Annotated in this window: 19 protein-coding genes and 2 pseudogenes; 11 read left to right on the top strand and 10 right to left on the bottom strand. The window is 61.4% G+C overall.

Going from position 1 to position 20,134, the window contains the following annotated elements; genetic code table 11:
* Window positions 1–98: 98 nt before the first annotated feature.
* Window positions 99–1,148 carry an aminoglycoside phosphotransferase family protein gene (locus tag ILP92_RS16455; RefSeq protein ID WP_198917507.1) on the bottom strand — a complete coding sequence of 350 codons (1,050 nt, stop codon included), beginning with the start codon at window positions 1,146–1,148 and terminating at the stop codon, window positions 99–101.
* Window positions 1,149–1,540: 392 nt separating this feature from the next.
* Between ILP92_RS16455 and ILP92_RS16450 the strand changes: the two genes are divergently transcribed.
* Together ILP92_RS16450 and ILP92_RS16445 are read left to right on the top strand one after the other, a co-directional pair.
* The gene (locus tag ILP92_RS16450) at window positions 1,541–1,822 is read left to right on the top strand and encodes a hypothetical protein (RefSeq protein ID WP_198917506.1); all 282 of its coding nucleotides are present in this window, start codon (window positions 1,541–1,543) and stop codon (window positions 1,820–1,822) included.
* A 121-nt stretch (window positions 1,823–1,943) separates the two neighbouring features.
* Window positions 1,944–2,126 carry a hypothetical protein gene (locus ILP92_RS16445; protein ID WP_198917505.1) on the top strand — a complete coding sequence of 61 codons (183 nt, stop codon included), beginning with the start codon at window positions 1,944–1,946 and terminating at the stop codon, window positions 2,124–2,126.
* Between the two features lie 1,109 nt (window positions 2,127–3,235).
* Here the strand turns inward: ILP92_RS16445 and ILP92_RS16440 are convergent.
* The 3 genes from ILP92_RS16440 to ILP92_RS16430 are packed head-to-tail and all read right to left on the bottom strand — an operon-like array spanning window position 3,236 to window position 5,895.
* Window positions 3,236–3,805, bottom strand: coding sequence for a hypothetical protein (locus ILP92_RS16440; protein WP_235971533.1), 570 nt, complete (start codon window positions 3,803–3,805; stop codon window positions 3,236–3,238).
* A gap of 21 nt (window positions 3,806–3,826) precedes the next feature.
* Window positions 3,827–5,569, bottom strand: a complete 1,743-nt coding sequence (locus ILP92_RS16435) for a type IV secretory system conjugative DNA transfer family protein (RefSeq protein WP_198917504.1) — start codon at window positions 5,567–5,569, stop codon at window positions 3,827–3,829.
* Window positions 5,569–5,895 carry a mobilization protein gene (locus ILP92_RS16430; protein WP_235971531.1) on the bottom strand — a complete coding sequence of 109 codons (327 nt, stop codon included), beginning with the start codon at window positions 5,893–5,895 and terminating at the stop codon, window positions 5,569–5,571. Before ILP92_RS16430 ends, ILP92_RS16435 begins: the two co-directional genes overlap by 1 nt.
* Window positions 5,896–6,683: 788 nt before the next feature.
* Between ILP92_RS16430 and mobQ the strand changes: the two genes are divergently transcribed.
* The 3 genes from mobQ to ILP92_RS16415 all read left to right on the top strand — a co-directional run bounded on the left by mobQ (window position 6,684) and on the right by ILP92_RS16415 (window position 11,130).
* Window positions 6,684–7,973, top strand: a complete 1,290-nt coding sequence (mobQ, locus tag ILP92_RS16425; protein ID WP_198917503.1) for a MobQ family relaxase — start codon at window positions 6,684–6,686, stop codon at window positions 7,971–7,973.
* 1,023 nt (window positions 7,974–8,996) lie between these two features.
* Complete coding sequence (locus ILP92_RS16420; protein ID WP_235971528.1) at window positions 8,997–9,932, top strand: ArdC family protein; 936 nt, start codon at window positions 8,997–8,999, stop codon at window positions 9,930–9,932.
* A 313-nt stretch (window positions 9,933–10,245) separates the two neighbouring features.
* Entirely contained in the window at window positions 10,246–11,130 is an 885-nt protein-coding gene (locus ILP92_RS16415) for a DMT family transporter (protein WP_198917502.1), read from the top strand.
* Window positions 11,131–11,137: 7 nt separating this feature from the next.
* Here the strand turns inward: ILP92_RS16415 and ILP92_RS16410 are convergent, their stop codons facing one another.
* Entirely contained in the window at window positions 11,138–11,533 is a 396-nt protein-coding gene (locus tag ILP92_RS16410; RefSeq protein WP_198917501.1) for a hypothetical protein, read from the bottom strand.
* Window positions 11,534–11,709: 176 nt separating this feature from the next.
* Between ILP92_RS16410 and ILP92_RS16405 the strand changes: the two genes are divergently transcribed.
* The 4 genes from ILP92_RS16405 (at window position 11,710) to ILP92_RS16395 (ending at window position 14,390) form a co-directional block, all read left to right on the top strand.
* On the top strand, window positions 11,710–12,249 hold the full coding sequence (locus ILP92_RS16405; RefSeq protein ID WP_198917500.1) for a recombinase family protein: 540 nt from the start codon (window positions 11,710–11,712) through the stop codon (window positions 12,247–12,249).
* Window positions 12,250–12,503: 254 nt separating this feature from the next.
* Window positions 12,504–13,451, top strand: a complete 948-nt coding sequence (locus ILP92_RS16400; protein ID WP_198917499.1) for a cyclase family protein — start codon at window positions 12,504–12,506, stop codon at window positions 13,449–13,451.
* Window positions 13,452–13,802: 351 nt separating this feature from the next.
* The gene (locus ILP92_RS18955; protein ID WP_497549933.1) at window positions 13,803–14,093 is read left to right on the top strand and encodes a CopG family ribbon-helix-helix protein; all 291 of its coding nucleotides are present in this window, start codon (window positions 13,803–13,805) and stop codon (window positions 14,091–14,093) included.
* Window positions 14,094–14,099: 6 nt separating this feature from the next.
* Window positions 14,100–14,390, top strand: a complete 291-nt coding sequence (locus ILP92_RS16395) for a type II toxin-antitoxin system RelE/ParE family toxin (RefSeq protein ID WP_198917498.1) — start codon at window positions 14,100–14,102, stop codon at window positions 14,388–14,390.
* 536 nt (window positions 14,391–14,926) lie between these two features.
* Here the strand turns inward: ILP92_RS16395 and ILP92_RS16390 are convergent.
* From ILP92_RS16390 to ILP92_RS16380, 3 genes and pseudogenes are all read right to left on the bottom strand, one after another.
* Window positions 14,927–15,280 (bottom strand): annotated as a pseudogene (locus ILP92_RS16390) (IS5 family transposase); the annotation flags it as partial.
* Between the two features lie 203 nt (window positions 15,281–15,483).
* A complete protein-coding gene (locus ILP92_RS16385) occupies window positions 15,484–16,116 on the bottom strand; it encodes an acyl-homoserine-lactone synthase (RefSeq protein ID WP_198917497.1) in 633 nt (210 codons plus the stop codon).
* Window positions 16,117–16,947: 831 nt separating this feature from the next.
* On the bottom strand, window positions 16,948–17,301 hold the full coding sequence (locus ILP92_RS16380) for a hypothetical protein (protein WP_438361562.1): 354 nt from the start codon (window positions 17,299–17,301) through the stop codon (window positions 16,948–16,950).
* A gap of 263 nt (window positions 17,302–17,564) precedes the next feature.
* On the opposite strand from ILP92_RS16380, the gene ILP92_RS16375 reads away from it, so the two are divergent.
* The gene (locus tag ILP92_RS16375) at window positions 17,565–17,765 is read left to right on the top strand and encodes a hypothetical protein (protein WP_235971526.1); all 201 of its coding nucleotides are present in this window, start codon (window positions 17,565–17,567) and stop codon (window positions 17,763–17,765) included.
* 1,063 nt (window positions 17,766–18,828) lie between these two features.
* A pseudogene (locus tag ILP92_RS16370) lies at window positions 18,829–18,936 on the top strand (transposase); the annotation flags it as partial.
* Window positions 18,937–18,949: 13 nt separating this feature from the next.
* Here ILP92_RS16370 and ILP92_RS16365 read toward each other — a convergent pair.
* Together ILP92_RS16365 and ILP92_RS16360 are read right to left on the bottom strand one after the other, a co-directional pair.
* A complete protein-coding gene (locus ILP92_RS16365; protein WP_214650081.1) occupies window positions 18,950–19,726 on the bottom strand; it encodes an IS3 family transposase in 777 nt (258 codons plus the stop codon).
* Window positions 19,727–19,767: 41 nt separating this feature from the next.
* Complete coding sequence (locus tag ILP92_RS16360) at window positions 19,768–20,073, bottom strand: DUF1153 domain-containing protein (protein WP_235971524.1); 306 nt, start codon at window positions 20,071–20,073, stop codon at window positions 19,768–19,770.
* Between the last annotated feature and the right edge of the window lie 61 nt (window positions 20,074–20,134).

Raw genomic sequence — 20,134 nt, 5'->3', positions numbered from 1 at the left:
GGGGACGGCCCGCGCGCGTCTATAACGGTCCGGACCGGTCCTGCCTAGCCACGGTGGGGGCAGGGGACGACGATCGGGCGATGCGGGACGCCTGTCGATCACTCCGTGACACGCGCGGCGATATCGATCAGCCTATGACGTCTGCGAGCCTGATGGGACGTCAGCTGTGCGCCTGTTTCCAGCAGCTTCGACCTGACGAACATCCGGGCCAGCGACAGCAGGCAGGCCGCATCGAAGCCCGGGCCCCGGATCAGCCCGTAGCCGGTCTCGAATGCGGCGAGATCGTCGTCGGGGATCATGCCTGCGCCTTTCGGCGTTCCTGTCTCCGGCGCAACACAAAGGACCCGGATCAGGAGCGTCGCGATCTCGGGATAGAGGACCCCGGTCCCGGCGCGCTCGAAATCGACAAGCCCAACCTCGCCGTCCCGGCCCACAAGAATGTTGGCACAGTTCATATCGCCGTGGAAATGCCCACGGATATGACTGGGCGCAAGCAGCACGTCTTTCAGTGCGTCGAGCCGGTTGCAAATTGCGGCGAAGGCGGGGGATGCGGACGCGCTACGGGCCGGGGATCGCAACCGTTCGAGCTGCACCGCTGAGGCTAGAGGCGCTGGCAGGGCAAGTGTGCCGTGATACGCGGCAAGGATCCGGCCCGTCCGTTCCAGAAAGTCGGCGCGGCGCACGCGATCCGCACCGACCTCGCGAAGTCGAGCCCCTAGAGTTGCCCCCTGCAACGGCGTCATCAGCATCATGGCGCGACGTTTGTCGTGATGCAGGATGCGCGGCGCGACACAGCCCGGATGATGCGTCAATCGCTCGGCGGCGCGCCCGGCCGCGGTCACTTCGTGGGCCATGCGATGTCTTGCGTCGGCACCGTGGGCGCATTTGCAAAACGCGACGCATCCCGTGGCTCCAACAATTCGAAAAACCGTGCTGGACCATGGCTTGTCGGGATTGGAAGGGATTTTCTCAAGTCGTAGGGTGTCGCCTGTTGCACGCCCCGGCAGATGCGCCTTCGCAAGCCGCAAAACTTGATACGCGGCAAAATCGGCGTTCGGGGCGGGGTCGGCGTGCGCGCGTGAAAAAGCTTTTCGAAACATGGATGTCTCCTGAGATCGCCACGCGAAGAAATGGAAATGAAGCACCATCGGCAGAATCGTCTGTCGGCCCCATCGGGGAAGCGTGATCCATTTGTTTCGCGAACACCTGGCCGGGGAGAATCGGATGACAATGGAGGACCAGTAATTTGGCCGTAACACCGGTCGGAAAGTCTATATTGCGCCTGCCGATTATAAATTCGTATCCTTCCACATGGCCATGCCGCACACAGCTATGCTGTGTACTATCTCACCAGCTTAGAGATCTCGACGGGACGAATTGACGCAAGGTAATTCGACACAATGCGGCAACATCTGAAAAAAACAGCCGAGGCGCGCGGAACCAACGTGAAGCGTTAACCCACTTTTAACCATTACAGCAAAGTTAGGGTGTACTCACTGCAACCTATGCGTGCTGCTAAGGTATAATCAAGGGTAATGGAATGGAAAAATATAAGTGGCTTGGCGAACTGTTCGACAATCTTGACGATCTCTATCGTTACGCGCAGTTCGCAGGCTTGGAGAATCTCAAGCACAAGATCGACGGGGCGAGGCAGGCCGCGTTAGCGGATATGCACCGTCTCAAGGTTATGGATGGCATCACGCTCCCTTACGAGTCCACCCGCTACAGGGATCGAGATGAAACCCAGACCCCGCAGGACAGCAAGCGCACAAGCAATATCAAATCCATCGTCTTCAGCAGGGAAGGAGTCTTGCTGAATTAAGTCGGACGCCTCTCGAGCGCAGGCCGATCGGCGGAAATCGGCTCGCGCTCGATCTGTTAACCTTTTGTTCATAAAGATTAGCGATTTGTTTTACGATTAACTTTAGAGCGAAAGTATAAAAATGATCACCAATGATATCATCGCGCGGACGCTTTCAGCGGCATCGCAGGCAAGAATGATGGGGTTTGACGCCACTGCCGATGCCCTGGAAGAATTATTGGCGGAAATGTTCGAAGAGCAGCACCGCCAAACACCCGCAAGAGAATCGAAACCGCGGGATCGAAAGCTGTTGAGTGCGTCGTAATCCGTAAAGATCTGCGCGCTTGCGGATAAAGTCGGGCGCTGGGTCCACATGCGCACTCTGCGCGCCCCGTCCTTGGGCACCCACTTTTCTCGACCGCTGGTCGTTCCGCTCTTTTCATCCACCGGCGTGGTACCCGCGTGCCCGGTCACAGAATCGCCTGGCGTGAGGTGATGCCAGCCGCTCGACATGGGAGCGCCGACACGGTGACGGAATCGCCATCGAGGGCGGTTCCGTGCCGTCGTCCGAGCCCACCATCGCCGGTCGTCGGCGCGCTGCGATCACGGCGCCTTGCGTTCTCGGGCGGCGCCGCGGCCGGATAGCAGACGTATCTGCAATCCGCGCCATGCACTCGCGGCTGTAGTCATCCCCCACGGCCAGACTCCGGATCCGTCGCCCGTCGATGAGCATGTCGCTGACAAAAATCGAGGCTTGAGCGCTCGTTCGGAGCATCCGGCACCCGCATCGGTCGCCGTGTCCCGAGGGCGCGCTCCCGCCCCCCCCTGCGGCGCAGCAGCAGTGTCTCCTCGCCGTAAGGCCGCCTCCGCTTCTTGGAGGTTCGGTACGATCCCCTGTCGTTCGCGCATGATGGGGATGCGCCGATACCCGAAGCGACGCCGTTCGGGCGTAGGCTCCGATTGCATACGCTTGTCCTATCCACGGCCAGGGACCTGGCACGCTCGGTGCTGGCTCACCCCGTGGATCGCCGCGACATGTGCCACCGTCGCCCGCCTGACGTGCTCTGCCCCTTGGTCACTGGACTGTGAAACTGGAGTTTTCGGCTACGTCTTCCCGGCTGGAAGTGGAGCGGGGCCACATGAAGTTACCGAAGTTCACTGGGGCGCAGAAGGCACTCATCGCGGCCGGAAGGGACGCAGACCTTTTGATCGAGATGGGGCTGTGGGACGCCACGTAAGCTGTCCAGGCGGTTCAGCAGAGACATCTCCGCGTCCCCGCCTGTACCGCGGGTACCATCCTACCACGGCATCTTTGTTCCATAAATATCCCGGAGGTGAATGCCCCGTTAGGGGCAGAGGAGGCAGAGCCTCCTGGCCGCCCGCGGCGGCCAAGATGCCGAGAACAGTGCCTGCGAGCAGATCAGGAGCAGCGCCTCACTCGCCGTAGAACACGCAGGCATCGATGCCGGTGGTGGTCGTGGTCCAGGTGCCCCCAAGCAGAGCGCAGGTGGACGCGTTGCTGGCCAGGAAACGCGGCAGCGTGACCGTCAGCGCCAGAGCCAGGACGAGCGCACCCAGACCAATCCAGGGCAGGCGGCGCTTCAGGCGTTCCGCCTTCCGTTCCCGCTCGACGACCTCGCGCAGGGCACTGGACCTGTCGTCCTCCGCTCTGGCCAGCGCCTGAAGCGTCTTGTCGGTCTGGAGGGCCAGACGGCGGACGATTTTCGCCATGTCGGTCGCGACCTGCCCGAGCCCGGCGTTGAGGGTCTGCGCCAGGGCGTCGCCGTGGCGCGTGGGGTCGGTCTGGTCCTTGGCGGCGAAGGCCGCGATCCGCGCCTCCGTCGAGACCTTGATCTGCCGGTCCGACACGGCGGTGAGAGCGTCGATCCGGTCGGACATGCTGGCCACGGCCGTTGCCATGAGATCAAGGGTTTCGCGCAGCTCGTCGTCGGAGAGCGGGGCAGGGGAGGGAGCAGCGGAACGATCGGACATCTGTTCAGACATGGGGGGCCTCCTGTCCGGGGTTCAGGCATCCTGCGGGACGAAGAGCCCCCGGAACTCGGGATCGGCGTAGTAGCGCAGCTTCTGCGCCAGGGCAGACGGCTCGCCCTGGACGCGCAGGAGCTCCAGCTCGGGCGGCATCTGCAGGATCTCGTCGGGGGTCAGCAGATCGCGGCCGGTGAGGTGGTTGGAGAAGCTTGGGCCGTCGCCGGGCTTGAAGCTATCGGTCTGATAGCCCCTGGTTTCCTGGCCGATCATCTGGCTCAGCCATTTCGCGGTCTCGAAGTCGTTCACCCCGAAGACTTGTTGGACGCCCGCATTGGCGATGAAGGTGTTCGCCCGGTCGCCGTAGAGATCACGGAGCTGGCTCATGTCCTGGAGGATCGGCCAGAGCTGGAGCCCGTAGCCCGCCATCAGCCCCATGGCGCGCTCCACGGCCTCCAGACGGCCCAGGGCGGCGAACTCATCGAGCAGGAACAGCGCGGGGGCCTTCAGACGTCCTGTGGCGCTCAGAGGGGTCGCAGGAGCATCAGAGCGGGCAGGGGAGGCCCCAGGGTCTCCTGTGGGCCCTGACAGGGCCGCGGGCGCGCCTGTGGCGCCTGCCGGTGTCGCTGACACTTCTGCATCCCGGGCGATGTCCTGGAGGGCCTGGGAGACGAGGAGACGCAGCCAGCGGCTGTAGGCGTCCATCCGGTTGGGCGGCAGGACCAGGAACACGGAGGTGACCCGGTGGCGCAGGTCCGCAAACGCGAAGTCCGACCGCGCCATGCAGCGGGCGATCCGGGGGCTGTCGAGGAAATGTGTGTGGCGCTGTGCGTTGGACAGGACCGAGGCGGCTTCCCGGTCCGCCTTGCCGAGGAAGCGGTTGGCCGCGCGGGCGATCAGTCCTCCCGCCGCGTCGCTTTCCTGCATCAGTTCCAGCAGCGCCCTGAGCCGGTCCGGGGGCAGGGTGAGATATTCCCGGATTGTGGCGAGGGACCGGCGGTCGTTCTCCTCGTGGCAGACGCAGAACATGATCAGCCCGCCGAGGAGGGCCTTGGCCTCCTCGTTCCAGTGCGCCTCCTGCACCTGTCCGGCCGGGTCCATCACCAGGGCCTCCGTCAGAGAGGCGGCGTCCTCGCCCAGGTCGAGGCTGTCGGGTGTGAGCCGGTCGAGCGGATTGTAGGCGGCCGAGGGCAGGCCGGAGACCTGGAACGGGTCCAAAATATGGACGGTCCCGAAGCGCCGGCGGGCCGCGCCCGCGATCCGGGCGTTCTCGCCCTTGGGGTCGATGACCAGCACCGAGCGCTCCACAGCCAGCAGGTTCGGGATGACCGTTCCGACGCCCGTCCCCGCGCGGGTCGGGGCCAGGGTGATCAGGTGGGCGGGACCGTCATAGCGCAACAGCCGCCCGGTGCCCGGATTGCGCCCGATCAGGAGACCTTCACCGCCCTCGTGTTTCTTCAGCTCCTTGCGGCTGGCGAAGCGGGCCGAGCCGTGGCTGTCGCCGGTCAGCCCGAAGAAGACGTCGGCCCCGGAGACCATGCGCCAGTACTGGACCCCGAGGAGAGCACCGATGAGGATACAGGGGCCGTAGATCACCCATTCCCAAGGAGACTGACCGGGCGGCATGTCGAAGAACGGGGTCGAGAGAACGAAGCCCGCGAGCGCCCCGAGCATCGCGCCGAAGGCCATGGCGCCGACCAGCCACCCGAGAAGGATCGGGGTAACAATCACCCGTACGAAGACCCGCGCCACCCCGCCCACGAAGAGCAGGACGCCCTGCATCAGGCGGACCCGTCAGGATCAGCACCAGGGGCAGGGGAAGACGCAGCACCGCCCGGGGAGGGACCGTCCCCGCCGGAGGCCGCGCCACCCCACTCCGCGAAGGCCTTGCGGTCCTGGTCGCGGGAGAGGTTCCGGATCAGCCGGTCCACCATCGCCGCCGCCCCCGAATCCCGTTCCGCGAGATCGAGCAGCGCCCCCCCGAGGATGACCTTGCGCCGGGTCTCCAGCTTGCGCTGCCGCGTGGCTTCCCGGTTCTTCAGAGCCTGCAACCGGGCCTTGGCCTGGGCGTAGCGCTTCTCGGCGCGTTCGAGTTCGGTCTCGGCCATGTGTCAAACCATCCGCGGTCAAACTCCCGTCATGGTTGTAAGACTCCGCCCTCCGCGTCCAGAAACAAGCGGTCTTCCAACCCAGGCCCGTCTTTCGGCGAAACCTGGCGGATGGCATCGCTCGGATGGGCGGAAGTTGGCAAAAAGGAGCTGGTGGCCCCACCTGTTCTTGCAGGATCGGACGACTGCGCAAACCCTGAGCTGAGGATCAGTGAAGGGCGCACTTATGCAAACTCTCCACCTGCGGTTCCGAGATTTGCGTGCGATCTCCTTGGGGCAGAGCCCCGGCCGATGGCCATCCCCTTCGCTGCGTGCCGCATCGAGATGGAAGGGCGCACCGCCCCTTCCAAACCTTCCCAGACCAACGTCAGCCGTTGGATCGCGTCCCGCCGCCCGACACCCTGACGGCATCCCGTGCCCCGTGGCCGGGGCTGGATCGCCGGGGGTGCCGCGCTTGCGGGCTGCGCGGATTGTAGCGGCCGAGCCGTCCATTCCTTGCCGGGTTTGCCGATGGCAAACCGCCGATGCGTTCCACCAATCTCCCGCCCACCACAAGGCTGGGGAGATTGGTGGAACGCATCGGCAAGTCCGTGCCTCAACCGCCTCTTGGGCGGCATCGTTCGGACTGTCTTTTCCCCTCCGGCCCCAGCGGTGCGAACGCGCACTTCGATCTGGGGCGCGGGCCTCCGGGAAAAAGACGGCTGACCGGACGGCCAATGCGGGACCATTGGCCGGGGTCAGCAGCGGCGCGCGTCTGCATCGTTCTCATTACGGAGCGGGGTAGGGCGATGGCCAGCTACCACCTTTCCGTGAAGACGATCAAACGCAGCGCCGGGCGCTCCGCCACAGCGGCGGCGGCCTACCGTGTGGGGGAACGCATCGAGTGTCAGCGCGAAGGCCGCATCCACGATTACACCCGCAAGCAGGGCATCGAGGAGACCTTCATCCTGACACCGAAGGATGCGCCGGACTGGGCGCTCGACCGCTCGAAACTCTGGAACGAGGTCGAGGCCAGCGAGACCCGTCGCAACTCCGTCACCGCCCGCGAGTGGGAACTGGCCCTGCCGTCCGAGATCAGCGCCGAAGACCGGTCGCAGATCACCCGCCAGTTCGCAGAGGAGCTGGTCAACCGCTACGGCGTGGCCGTCGATGTGGCGATCCATGCACCGCACCGGGAAGGCGATCAGCGGAACCACCATGCCCACGTCCTGACCTCCACCCGCAAGCTCGAAGCCGGGGGCTTCACCGCCAAGACGCGCGTGCTCGATTCCGCGAAAACCGGCGGCGTCGAGATCGAGCAGATGCGCGGCGTCTGGGCCGATCTACAGAACCGCGCACTTGAACGGGCAGGGGAGGTGGAGCGCGTCGATCACCGCAGCTTAGAGGCGCAGCGCGAGGCGGCGCTGGAGCGGGGCGACGAGCTGACGGCCGAGGAGCTGGACCGCGACCCGGAGCTGAAGCTGGGACCGGCGGCGAACTCCATGGAGCGCCGGGCGAAGGCGCTGGCCGAGCGCCAGGGCCGGGAATACGTGCCCGTCACCGAGCGCGGCGCAGTTGTCCATGCCGCCCGTCAGGCCCGTGCCGCGTTTCGCGCGCTGCGCGAACGCCTGGACATCGCGCGGGAGACCTACGGGGCCGAGCGGGACGCCGGGCAGGGGCGTGTGTCCGCCGGTCTGGCTGCGCTCAGGGCGGCGGCCGCAAAGGAGCGCGGCGCACGGGCCGGGTCGGAGGATATGCGGGAGAGGTTGGCGAAAGTCGTGGGCAGGTCAGAGGACCGGCAAGACACGCCCACACCGGAGCGGCGGAACTATGCACGTGAGCGGCTGAAGGAGATCATGGAGAAGGAGGCCGGACGTGATGGCCAGGCGGCGGTTCATAAACTGGACGGTCACAGCGATCCCGAGCTTGGCGAGAAGACCGGGCGCGAGGCGCGCAAGCCGTCCGTGAACGAGCGCCTGAAGGACGTGCTGAACAAGCCGCGCGAAAAGCTGGAGATCGGGGACGACCGCGACCAGGAGAGGGATCGGGAGGTCGAGAAGGATCGGGACATCGACCGCGGGCCGACGCATGGGATGTGATCCCGAAGGGCAGCGTTGCCGAAGGTCGGCTGTGAGCTCATGTTTACGAATGCTGCAGAACAGTAATAGAGCATATTGCCGCCAAATTTAAAGTCGATAAGACAGTGATGGCGGCCAGTTGCGTGCAGTCTGGCATTTTGGGAGTTCGGGAATTCTATGAAGCCATTTATGTCTCCGGAAGACGAGGCGACCAAGAAGCTTCACCGCCTTCTGATAGGAGTTGGTGTTTTTTGCATTCTCATGACCAGTATCAAAGTCATACCTTCGATACTTATCCGACAGACCGAAATCGTGACGATAACAAGCGTGGATGTTGCGCGAGAATGCCGAAGTCGGAGAACCTATAAAATATGGCCGAAATACCGGTCCAGCATACCGAAAAGTAGTGTGGGATACTGCGGGCTGATCATGTCAGATCATGGAAGCTTTGAATTGCCAGAAACGACCTGGATTAGCCTGTTCGGAGTATCTCGAGAGGATTATTTCGACGAGTTAGTTGAAGGGTGCCGCTATCGCATCGTGGTAACAGGCCCGGGTCTGGCGCTGGCAGAAGGGCGTAAAATGTCCAACAGTAATCGTACGCTTCGGAGTCTCGACCTATTGGGCGACTGCGCTTAATTGGACAGCGCCTGGGGAGTGGCAGCTTCGTCCGCAAAGCCGCCGCATGGTCGCGGCAGGATATCTGTGATCCCGGCTGTGTGCCGGTCTCGTTTTGAGCGATAGACACGGCAGGGGATCGACGGGCTGACGCCCGCTCACCCCAGCCCTGACGGTTCCCAAATCCTGTTGATCCGCCTGCCATCCCGGCAGGTCCGGGAAAACCGGCAAGCGCCGCCTTCGGCGTCGGTTCCGGTCGAGAATCCCGGTTCCTCCCACGCGTGAGCCGCGCGGTTCCCTCCCAAATTCACGCCCTCCACCCGGGTGTCACGGCCCCGCCGGGCCGCAGGACGGGCTTTGCCCTTACCTGCTCTGCCGTCCGGAATGCATGGGCATTCCAGACAACAGAGAAGGAAGGCCCGCCCATTGGCGGAAAGGGAGACAGACCCCGACCGCATCACGCGAGGAGGGGCACAAATGACCGCAGAGAAGTTTGACGTTTACACCCATGTCACCAATCAGATCGTCGCACAGATCGAGGCGGGGACGCCGCCCTGGCGCAAGCCGTGGACCGGCGGCGGCGGATCGGTCAGCCTGCCGGAGCGGTTCAACGGCGAAGCCTATCGGGGGATCAACATTCTGGTGCTCTGGGCAACCGCGATGGCGAAGGATTACAGCTCGGCCCGGTGGATGACGTTCAATCAGGCAAAGCAGCTCGGGGGCCATGTCCGCAAGGGCGAGAAATCCGCCACCGTTGTGAAATACGGGACCGTCGAGCGCGAGGACGAGAACGGCGAGGAACGCCAAATTCCCTATGCCAAGGCCTACCGTGTGTTCAATGCCGACCAGATCGAGGGCTTGCCCGCTGAATTCTACATCCTGCCCGATCCACCCCGTGATCTTGGCACCGTCGCCGATTCCGCGTTGGAGGCGTTCTTTGCCGCGAGTGGCGCGCAGATCGACGTGACCGAGGAGCCGCGCGCCTACTACAACATCAAGACCGACCGCATCCACATGCCGCCGATCGCGACCTTTCACAGGGTTGCGGGATACTACGGCACCTTGGCGCATGAGCTGACCCACTGGACAGGGGCTACAAAGCGGCTCGACCGTTTTGGCCGGTTCAATGACCGTAAGGCCTATGCGTTCGAGGAGCTGGTCGCCGAGATCGGCAACTGCATGCTCTGCGCGCAAATCGGGGTGGAGCCCGAGTTCGACCAAAGCGCGGCCTATGTCGAGGGGTGGCTGACGGCGATGAAGGAAGACAGTCGCGCGATCTTCCGCGCCGCGTCCGAGGCGCAGAAGGCCGTGGACTACATCATGGATCGCACTGCACAGGCCGACCGGATGGCCGCAGAGTGACTGCCCGCCGCCCAGAATGATCGAGGCTCCCGTCAGCAGGCGGGGGTCTTTTTGCGTTGTGGCGTGATCGTGGGCGAGGCGGTTTCAGAGTGACCTGTCGCCGGGCAACCTGAAGGCCGCTCGCCGACAGGCCTAGCGCTTCGCGCGGACGGGCATCAGATGCCCGGAAACGGTCCTTTCCGCCGATGACAGAAAGGGTTGAGTTTTGGCACATCCCGCGCAGCGGGAAAGCTGGCTTGGAGCCTTAATCCACTTGTCGCCGGGCGAACAGAAGTCTGCTGATCTTATGTGCTGAATCGAGTACGAGATCGCAATGAGAGGCAATCACGCGGAATCGAGCACTTCGAACAAGGCCTGGGCACTCCTCGTCATGTGCACGGGTGTTCTGGCGCTTGTCGTCAACGACGCCATTGCGAAGGGCTTGGTGGCCCGCTTCGATCCGTTCCAGATTCTGCTGGTCCGGAGCCTGATCGCGCTGCCGATCGTGGCCGGTCTGGCGTTCTGGACCGGTGGTGGCATGACGCTGCGGTCGGCCAAGGTCCGCGTCCATATCCTGCGCGCCGTGCTGGCCGTGGCGGCGACCTGGCTCTTCATCCGAAGCCTTGCGGACCTTCCACTCGCCGAAGCGACGTCAATCATCTTCGCCGCGCCGATTTTCGTGGCTGCCCTCTCGATGCCGCTCCTGAAACAGCGCGTCGGCAAGAAACGCGCGGTCGCTATCGCGGCAGGCTTCGCGGGTGTCCTGATCGTGCTTCAGCCGGGTACGGATACCTTGCAGACGGCTTCTCTGCTGGCGCTGGCTGCCGCCGCCGTGAACGCCCTCGTCATGATGAGCGCGCGGTGGATCGACGAACGCGACGGCTTCTGGACGATGACCCTCTACATGACGCTGTTCTCCGGACTTGCCTGTGCCTTCACTTTGTTCGGAGACTGGCCGACCTTTGCGCGGCCCGATGTCTGGCTGTTCCTCGGAATGGCCGTGGCCGGAACCCTGGGGATCGCGCTGATCTCCCACGCCTTCCGCATCGCAGACGCGGCTGTGGTTGCGCCTTTCGACTACACGGCCCTGATCTGGGCCACGGCCTTAGGCTGGCTGTTCTGGGGAGCCGTTCCCGGCCCTTGGGTCTATGTCGGCGCGCTCGTCATCATCGCCAGTGGCATATACCTGATCTTTCTGGACGACCGAAGGGACGCTTGATGGACGCTCAGGGAACGGTGCGGGTCACGACCCATTTGTGTTTCCCGATCGGGCGCAACCGCGCAAAGCCCTGGCGCTCGAACGTGGACAAGGCCCCGTTGATTAGGAAGGACCCCGAGACTTTCCGGCCTTCGGTGTCCTCCGGATATCCCTCCACACGTCCGCCGCCCAGCTTCTCGATCTGCTCCAAGGCACCTGCCAGCGCCGCGGACGCCACGCCCTTGCCGCGATAGCCCTTGCCCGAAAAGAAACAGGTGATCCGCCAGTCCGGAAGCACCGGATCGGTCGCGAGATGGGCCCGCCCGTTCTTGATGCGCGGCAGTTTAGGGTGACGACCGGCGAGCCTCATAGAGGCGGAACGTCCCTCAAGCTTAGCTGATGGAACGCGGACCTTCTTGCTCATCACAGCGAAAGCCCAGCTCGTCCCGACAGCGGACATAAACCCCGTGCCATAACCTATGAGTCACAAACGGTCGTTTTAGAACGTTCCATCCAGCCCACGCCCGGACAAAAGCTTGACCGTTCCATAACCCCCGTTCAAAACCAACGTAGTTTTGGGAGGTTTCTGGGAGATGTGCGGTGATCATTGGATACGCGAGAGTGTCGACCGAAGGTCAGAGCCTTGAGGCTCAGCTGGACGCACTCGACGCCGCTGGGGTCGAGAAAACCTTCTCAGAGAAGATCTCCGGATCGAAGCGCGCCCGCCCTGCTCTAGACAAGCTGATCGAGCAGCTCCGCGACGGCGATGTCGTGACGGTCACCAAGTACGATCGCCTGTCACGATCGCTGCAAGACCTCTTGGCCATCGTCGACGCGATCCGTGCGAAGGGTGCGGGCTTCCGATCCCTGGCCGAGGACATCGACACCACCACCTCGGCCGGGCGCCTTGTCTTCCACGTTTTCGCCTCCATCGCCCAGTTCGAACGCGAGCGGATTTCGGAGCGAACGCGCGAGGGTTTGGCTGCGGCGAAGAGAGCTGGTCGGGTCGGCGGCAGACCTCCCGCCCTGTCCCGACAGCAGCGGGACGAGGTTCGCCGCCTTCGCGATGAGGAAGGTCGGCGTATCGCGGAGATCGCCCGTCTGTTCGGCGTCAGCCCAAATACTGTACGGCGGGCTTGATGATCTGAGGCAGTCTGTTCACCAGAAGCGGCCGTTCGGGCAAGCCGCAGAAACCTGGTTGGCCAGCAACCGTGGGAGCCATTCGATCTTGGCCGTTGCTTTGTGATGGGCAGCCTTCGTGATCCGCACTTGATGGTGTGACCGCCCTCCGGTGGTGCACGTTGGTCGCTGGGCTGTACGATCAAGGATGAAGGCGTGCTAGCTTGAACGGACCTTCTCACTTCAACCGCAATCGAAACCTTCGGAGAAACGACATGAAGATGATCTTGACCGCTGCCTTGGCCTCCACGATTGGCCTGACGGCATTGGCTGAACAGCACGACGGCTCCGGCGAGAATTGGTATCCTTCGCAATACGGAGAAGACGATGAGATCGGCGCGGCCAATCTGTTGACTCCCGAACTGGTGCAACGGGCGGCTGGACTTGTCACCGAGGGCCGGACCTATGCACTCGGCATCCCAGTCGGACCCGATACGCCTGGCTTCGGGGTGCGCGAACTGGATATCAACATCTTCATGCCAGGCCAGGAAGGCGGCGCGACCCTTGGCCCGAACGAGATGACCTACGTGGATGACGTCATCATGGGCTGGATTGGACTAGGTTCGCAGATCGACGGGCTGGGCCATTTGGGGATCGCGAACACGTTCTACAATGGGAACCGACCGGGCGACTTCATCACGACGGGAGGTCTGACCAAAATGGGCATCCACAATATTCCGCCCATCGTGACCCGTGGCATTGTGCTCGACATGGCTGGCCAAGCCGGTTCCGACGTGATGGAGGAAGGCACTCTCATCTCGGTCGCGGATATCCAAACCGCGCTCGACGCGGCCGAGCTGACGATTGAGGAAGGCGACGTGATCCTGCTCCATACGGGCTGGCTGACGCTGATCGAAAGTGAGCCGGACCGTTTCGCGGCCGGCGAACCTGGTATCGATGCCGAAGGTGCGGCCTGGTTGGCCGAGCAAGGCGTCGTCGCGGTCGGCGCAGATACCTGGGGTCTGGATGCGGTCCCAAATCCCGATGGTCTGGTCTTTCCTGCTCACCAGGAGCTTTTGGCGAAGAACGGAGTCTACATCCTCGAAAACATGGCCACGGGACAGCTAGTCGAGGACGGCGTGAGCGAATTCATGTTTGTTCTCGGTCAACCCCGCTTCGAGGGCGCGGTTCAGTCGATGATCAACCCCATCGCAATCCGATAAGGTAGCCAGGGGAACGCAAGGAGCAGGACCAGTGTCCTAACGAAACGGAGACACTGGTCCCTAACCGATGCGCGAGTCTTTAGATCGCAAGGCATGGTTTATGGTAAGTGACCTGCCACTGAACTTTCATCCAGCCGCGATCCGCCAGCAGCCGCAGCCCGGCAAGTCCGAAGAACGCGCCAATTGCGGCTTGAATGCTACACCGCGCACGACTGTAATCTCTTTTCTCCTGCCTCGTGGCGGGGGATTTCGTCGGGATCGTGAAGGGGTCTCAGGAGCATTGGCAAGATGTCTTGAATTGCGCTGTCGTCGTCCGTATTCTCACGCGATACAAACCGCTGGAGGCCCCCCATGCCCGCAACTCCCGTGTCCTTGCGCCTGGACGACGATCTTCGGTCCCGGCTCGCGGCAGAGGCCGCCCGCCTCGATCGGCCCGCCGCCCAGGTCGCCACCCGTGCCATCCGGTCCTGGCTCGATGCTCAAGACGCTCTGCGCCGACAGATTGAGGATGCCGTGGCGGAGGCTGACCACGGCGTGTTTGTGTCCTCCGAAGCCGTAGGTGCCTGGATGGATAGCTGGGGCACTGAGCACGAGGCCCCTCTGCCGGAGGCGGACATTCATCCAGGAACCGACGCACGCTGAGCCTCCGTGCGAATTGCCTATCTTCGTTCGGCAACCGGCGATCTGCGCTGGTTGCGGTCCTACTACGGGCGAGTGTTTCCCGAGGGGGCCGTGAAGGCGCGCGAGGCAGTGCGACGAATGGAGGGATTGGTCCTCGACAACCCGTTCATTGGAACGACAACGCATCACGCGGAGGTGCGCCGCCTGCGGATCACACGCACCCCCTTCTTCGTCCTCTACCGCCCCACTCCCGAACGGATCGAGATCCTGCGCGTCATCGACAGTCGCAGCCTGGACAGCATGATCGAGGAGGGCTAGACAGCAGACGCATCGGATGCCTCGAGGATCAGAATCGTTCTTCGTTGAGCGAATTTCGGATTAGAACAGCATGATGTCTCATCCAGATTTCGTCACGCACTATCACTCCGTACGAGATACGCCGTTTAGGAACTTGAGCGACCTGGCTCCGGCGGACCTCGACGCCACTGTTGTTGGCCTCATGGATCGGCGTCGAAACGATCCGAACTACAAGCGGGTCTTCGGGCGTAAATACATGGAGTTGCGCCGGAGGACCGAAGCGAAGCTGCGAGCGCTCTTCATAGATGCGGGCGGGCGTCCCAAGAGAGCAGCGCCACACTACCTTTTTCTGGGCAGCTCATCATGGTTCGCAGACCTCTATCCTGATACCTGCGAGGTGCGCGTCCCACTGATAACCTTAGACGAAGCCACGACAAGCATCACGTATCCAGACAGCTTCGTCGCCATGCGGCTTGGCGAGGAGTTCGGTCTGCCCGTGGGACCTATGCGACCGTACCATGATCGCGTCTATCGCATCGGAGAACTAGGGTCAGGACTCATAGCCAGTAGACATCGAGTGCGGCAAGGGCGATGGCTGACAGGAAGGCCTTCGGGCATCTATCGTAGCGGGTTGCCACACGCCGCCAATCCTTCAACCTGCCTAACATGATCTCAATCCGGTTGCGGCGTTTGTAGCGATGCTTGTCGTACTTCACCGGTTTCTACCGCTGTTTCCGACCAGGGATGCAGGCGCGTATACCTTTGTTTCTCAACGCTTCTCGGAACCAATCTGCGTCATAGCCACGATCTCCAAGCAAACAGTCCACCTTGGGCAAACTGCTCATCAATGCACGGGCATCGATGTAATCGCTGACCTGTCCTGAGGTCACGAAAAGGTTCAGCGGGCGTCCTTAGCTGTCGCAGATGGCGCGTCTGTTAGCCAGAATAGACCAGACATGCTCACCGCTCGTTTATCGAACCGTGAATCACGCAGCCAAGCGGAATTCAATGGGTTCTGACCCTGCCTGAGCTTTATGAGACGCTAACTGCGGATCTCGAAGTTGAGATCCGCAGTTAGGTAATAGCATATTTTAGTTTTGGAATTCCTCGTGGGTCATGCTTCCAATACTTTTTGACGATGGGCCAGAGGCTCATTATTGAACCAAGCTCGCGTCTGAGCAGGTGGGATATTTGCGTTTTTTGAGATGCGGGCCTGTGCTTCTGATTCAAAATCCCATAATCCTACAGAAATTCGTTCTCGCCCCTCGCCCTGGCTTCCAATCACTTGCGGGCAGGCGCCGATACGCTTGTAGATCCGAACCATACGAGCATCGAATACACCAACAAAATGTCGGAGGCTATAAGCCGTCATTACTTCAGCTCCCGCAAGCATAAGTGCTGCTGCAGTGCCTGAGTCAGCGTTGCGTGAAAGACAGAAGCGGGTGCACTCCCAGATGATTGGACTTTTAATCTGTTTCCCGCCCATGAGGTGGGAGAAATACTCATTCACCATACACCGACCCTCAGTTGGTAGAAGACGCATGGAGCCGCCATGCTGACCATCTTTCCTTTCCCAAATTACGTAAAGGGCATTCAAGGCGTCGTATTCGTCCATTTCGAATCCTTGCGAATCAACGCTTACTTCCCAACCAAGTCTTCTTTGAAACTGGTCAGCTCGGTCCCGAAACATTGAACCTTTAAGTTTAGGGAAGTCCTTCAACTGGTTCGAACTTAAAAAACGGATCATGGCAGACCTCATGGTTAACGTTAGAGGCCCAATTTTATACTTTATGGTTAACAGACTATTCTCCACAGCTCTTCTATTTATCTACAATTATATATTTCGATTATTAACGTTCGAAAGCGTAGAGATAAATTATTAAGATTTTCTGCCTTTTCAGGTTCGTTGCTAAAATCTCAACCTGATCGGTCAATTTGTCCGGCGATGTCACTTGCGATCTCCATGATCCGGTGGACCCGGGCGGACGGTTCTTGGCCCTTGCGCGCGATACACCATAGTTCGTGATGGCGGGGATGGGTCATGGGCGCGACGGTCAGCCGGTCTCGGCCCGGGAAAGGCCTCGATTCCACAGCGAGGCAAGAGGGTGTAGCCAATGCCGCAGGCCACAGGTGCCGGGATCTGGCCGATCTGGTTCACGACGGTCCGGATCCGCAAACGGTCCGCGCCGATAAAAATGTCGGGAAAGTTTAGGGGCAGAAGCTCGTTGGCGTAGGCATAGCGGTCGGGGTGCGCCACGAATCCGCGGGTCCCAAAGGTCGCCTTTCCACCGGGGGCATCGACGGGAAGGATCAGGCACAGTTTCTCCCGCCCGATCAACAGGGAATCGAGGCGTGGATGTCCGGGAGTCCTGACCGACCACGCTCAGGTCGAAAAGCCCCTCCAGAACCCCAATAGGACGCTGTCTTGTGGTGCCGTTTCCAGATGGATCGTCAGGTGCGGAGCATATTGCGGGAGAAGCGCTCTTGCGGGACCGACGCCGTCAGGGTGCCGTCGATCTCCATGACCCGCACCATCTGCGCCGCGGCCGGTGCGGCCAGCCAGAGGATGAGGAGAGTGTTAGCTGCCAGTCGGCAGGTCGTTCCGTAGCAGCTTGAGCGTCGTGCGCTGTCCTTCCTCGAGCGGGATATCGGCATGGGAGAAGCCGATGCCCACCAGAAAGGAGATGACCCCGGTGACGGTCTTGAACTCGCGGATCTTGATATCGCCGCGTGAGGTCCGGGTCCGCGCCGTGACCAGGAGCTTTTCCATCCCGTCGTCGCTAACAACGCGGAAGATCCAGGTGCCGTGCCAGCTCGGTCCCTTCTTGAGGGCGTCGGACTGGGCCACCACCTCGATGGCGTAGCCTTCCGCGGCGAGGTCGCGGAACTTGGTTTCGGTAACCACATTTGGCACTGCTTTCTCTAAATCTATCACCTGGGCCATGCTTTCTTATGTTGGTGCATGGCCCGGCATCCTTCCCGGAAAGCTAAGCCACGCGATACTATATTATTGTTCTTCGGATATAGTTTTATTTTTTTCCGCACTCGCGAAGTTGTCATCATTACGCACGAGAGTGGCTGTCAAACAGGGAAAGACGGAGCTTCTGAAGCATGCGTACGCAACATATGCTGCCGCCAATCCTTATAATATTGGTCGGTTTGATTGCGCGTCCTGCATCAGCCGAAACATGACTGTTGCCGCTGCGGCCCTTCGTGCCGAGCGATCCGGCGGCCGCGCGGGAATATACCGACATCATCCGGAGAGACTTCGAGCCCTACATCGAGGACATCCAGACCCACTTACGCTGCCTTGAGGCGGAACATGCGCGTGCGTTCGAAAAAGCGCGTGACGTCAGCGAGGAGAACGGCGCGTTTCTCGAAATGGTCGGCCAATAGGAAAGGCGGTACGAGTATTCTGTACCGGAGAGGGCAAGAGAGTGTTTCGGCGAATTGCGTCGGTCGTCTCTGGGCGTCGATGCGCGAACGAGACAAATCCGTCAATAGTTCACCTGCTCGAACCCATAATTGTCTTTGTAGTCGCGCCAGTCGACGAAGACGGATCTGTGCAAGATACTTGGGTAGTCCTCGCCCGATTCCCGCTGGGTGGCAAAGCGCACATGGCAAACTCGGATCAACCGGACGAAGTCGAACTGCGAACTGCTGATTTCGATATCCGCGCGATCCCGGATCAGCCGAAGCGCGTAACGTTATCGACTTCCGCGCGATAGAAGATCGTATGGCGAATTGGCCCAATGGCAGGGTTGAGTTAATGTGCAATGCTAAGCACGAATTACTTCTGGAGGTCCCAGAAATCCGCGAGAGCGTAATTTCGAGAACATCCAACGTATTCGGGTGTTCGGCAATCAGGGGATAAGTAGCTAATATTCGGCGGATCGACCAACAAGAAGGCATTCATCATGCTGGTTGATAGACTACAGTGGTTGAGTGCGGGCGTGCCTTTGGAACCTCTTTGTAAGCAGAATTTGCACTTCGGATATGAACCCACTCCCAGCGGTTTAATTCAACCTATAATTCGTATTATGATCTGTTTTCGCAAAGCCCGTGCGACGGCTTGGTCAAATACGGCGCGGGTAACATCTGCCAGTGCCCACCCGGCGGCGCATTGTCATGCGCGACAGGATACTCATGGCGCGAAGGTTCCGAAGCTGCAGGCCTCAAGAAGGTAAGGGCATCGTCATCTTGCGCCAAGCGTAGGCCGTAAAGCGAACAATCACGAGCGCCATGTTGGTGACGCGGGACATACATGGATCGAGGAACCGCGGCTACGTTCGTTCCCCATCCTCTGAGTGCGGTTGTTCCCCGGCGCGATTTCAGTATGACGCTTCCATGACATCGGCTGGAAGGATGACTATTCCATGGTGATCTTGACCTTCCCCCGGTATCCGGGCCATTGCGAACTGGACTTTTCCACCTTTGAATGGACGAAGGAGGAAGACCCATGAAGCGGAAGCGTTTCACAGAAGAACAAATCATCAGTGTGCTGAAGGAGAGCGAGGCAGGCGCGAAGACGGACGACATCTGTCGGCGTCACTGTATTGACCCAGCGGAATCTGCTCAAGTTAAGCCGCTAATCGGAATGCCTCGACTGGGGTGCGCATGGCAAGCGCCTGATGAGGGCGGCGGTGATTGTAGAAGCTGATCCAGTCGCCGATCGCTCGGGTCGCGTGTTGGATGCTGTCGAAGCGCTGGCGGTGGATGCACTGCTCTTTCAATGTTCGGATGACACGCTCGACCATCCCGTTTTGTTGCGGGCAGTGCGGCGTGATGAACTCCTGCTTCAGGCCATAGCTGCGGACCAGCGCCGTGTACTTTCGACTGGTGAAGACGAGGCCGTTGTCGGATCGCAAAAGGAACTCTTGCGGCACTTTGCCAAGTGTTCCGAAGCGACAGATCAGCGCGTGTTCCAGCGCACTTGCGGCCGTGGTCGCCTTCCCCGAGCGCGACAGGTGCCAGCCTAGAAGCTCGCGGGTGTGGCAGTCGATCACCAGGGCCAGAGTGGTCCAGCCATCGCGCCCGGCCCAGACGCGGCAAAGGTCAGTCGACCAGCGCTCATTGGGCGCGGTCGCCACCGACGGAAGAGCCTCGATCCGGGGCCGCATGCCGATGGGCCGCTTGCGGACCTGCCAGCCCTTGATCTGGAAGATCCGTTGCACCGTGTTCTTGTTGAAGCCGAGAAGCCAGGCGACCGTGCGATAACCGAACGAGGGTTCTTTCTCGATCATCGCCTTGATCGGCTCGGCGAAGCGGGGATCGACCTTGGGCGCGGCCTTGACCGGCTTGTAGTAGACCGTCCGCCGCGGGACGCCGAACCAGGCGCACAGCTTGGTCAGCGGCACCGCAATCCCATCCGCCAGTAGGCCCTCATGGAGCGTCCGGATCAATTGCCGTCCTCCCGCTCCATGCGGGCCGCCAGCTTTTTTCGGGCGCGCAGCTCCAGCATGGCCTCGCCATAGGCCTCCTGCAGGTCCTTGAGCTGCTTCTCGTATTGCTCACGGATGTCGAGTGGGTTGGCGCGCAGGGAGTTCTCCATGCCGCGCTTGGCATCCTCGACCCATCCTTCGATCTCGGAAGGCGACAGATCGAATGACCGGCTGGCCTCCGCCACCGTGGTCTTGCCCTGGATGATCTCTATCACCAGCGCCGTCTTGCGCTTCGCCGTCCAACGTTTGATGTTCTCGTCCATCGTCATACTCATCGCTACGTTCTCCCTTGTAGCATGAGCAGGATTTCACTGGGTCAATACA

Source organism: Palleronia pontilimi (assembly GCF_016412875.1).
Classification (GTDB): domain Bacteria; phylum Pseudomonadota; class Alphaproteobacteria; order Rhodobacterales; family Rhodobacteraceae; genus Palleronia; species Palleronia pontilimi.
The sequence above is the reverse complement of the archived record's forward strand: the minus strand, read 5'-3'. Positions and strand labels throughout refer to the sequence as shown.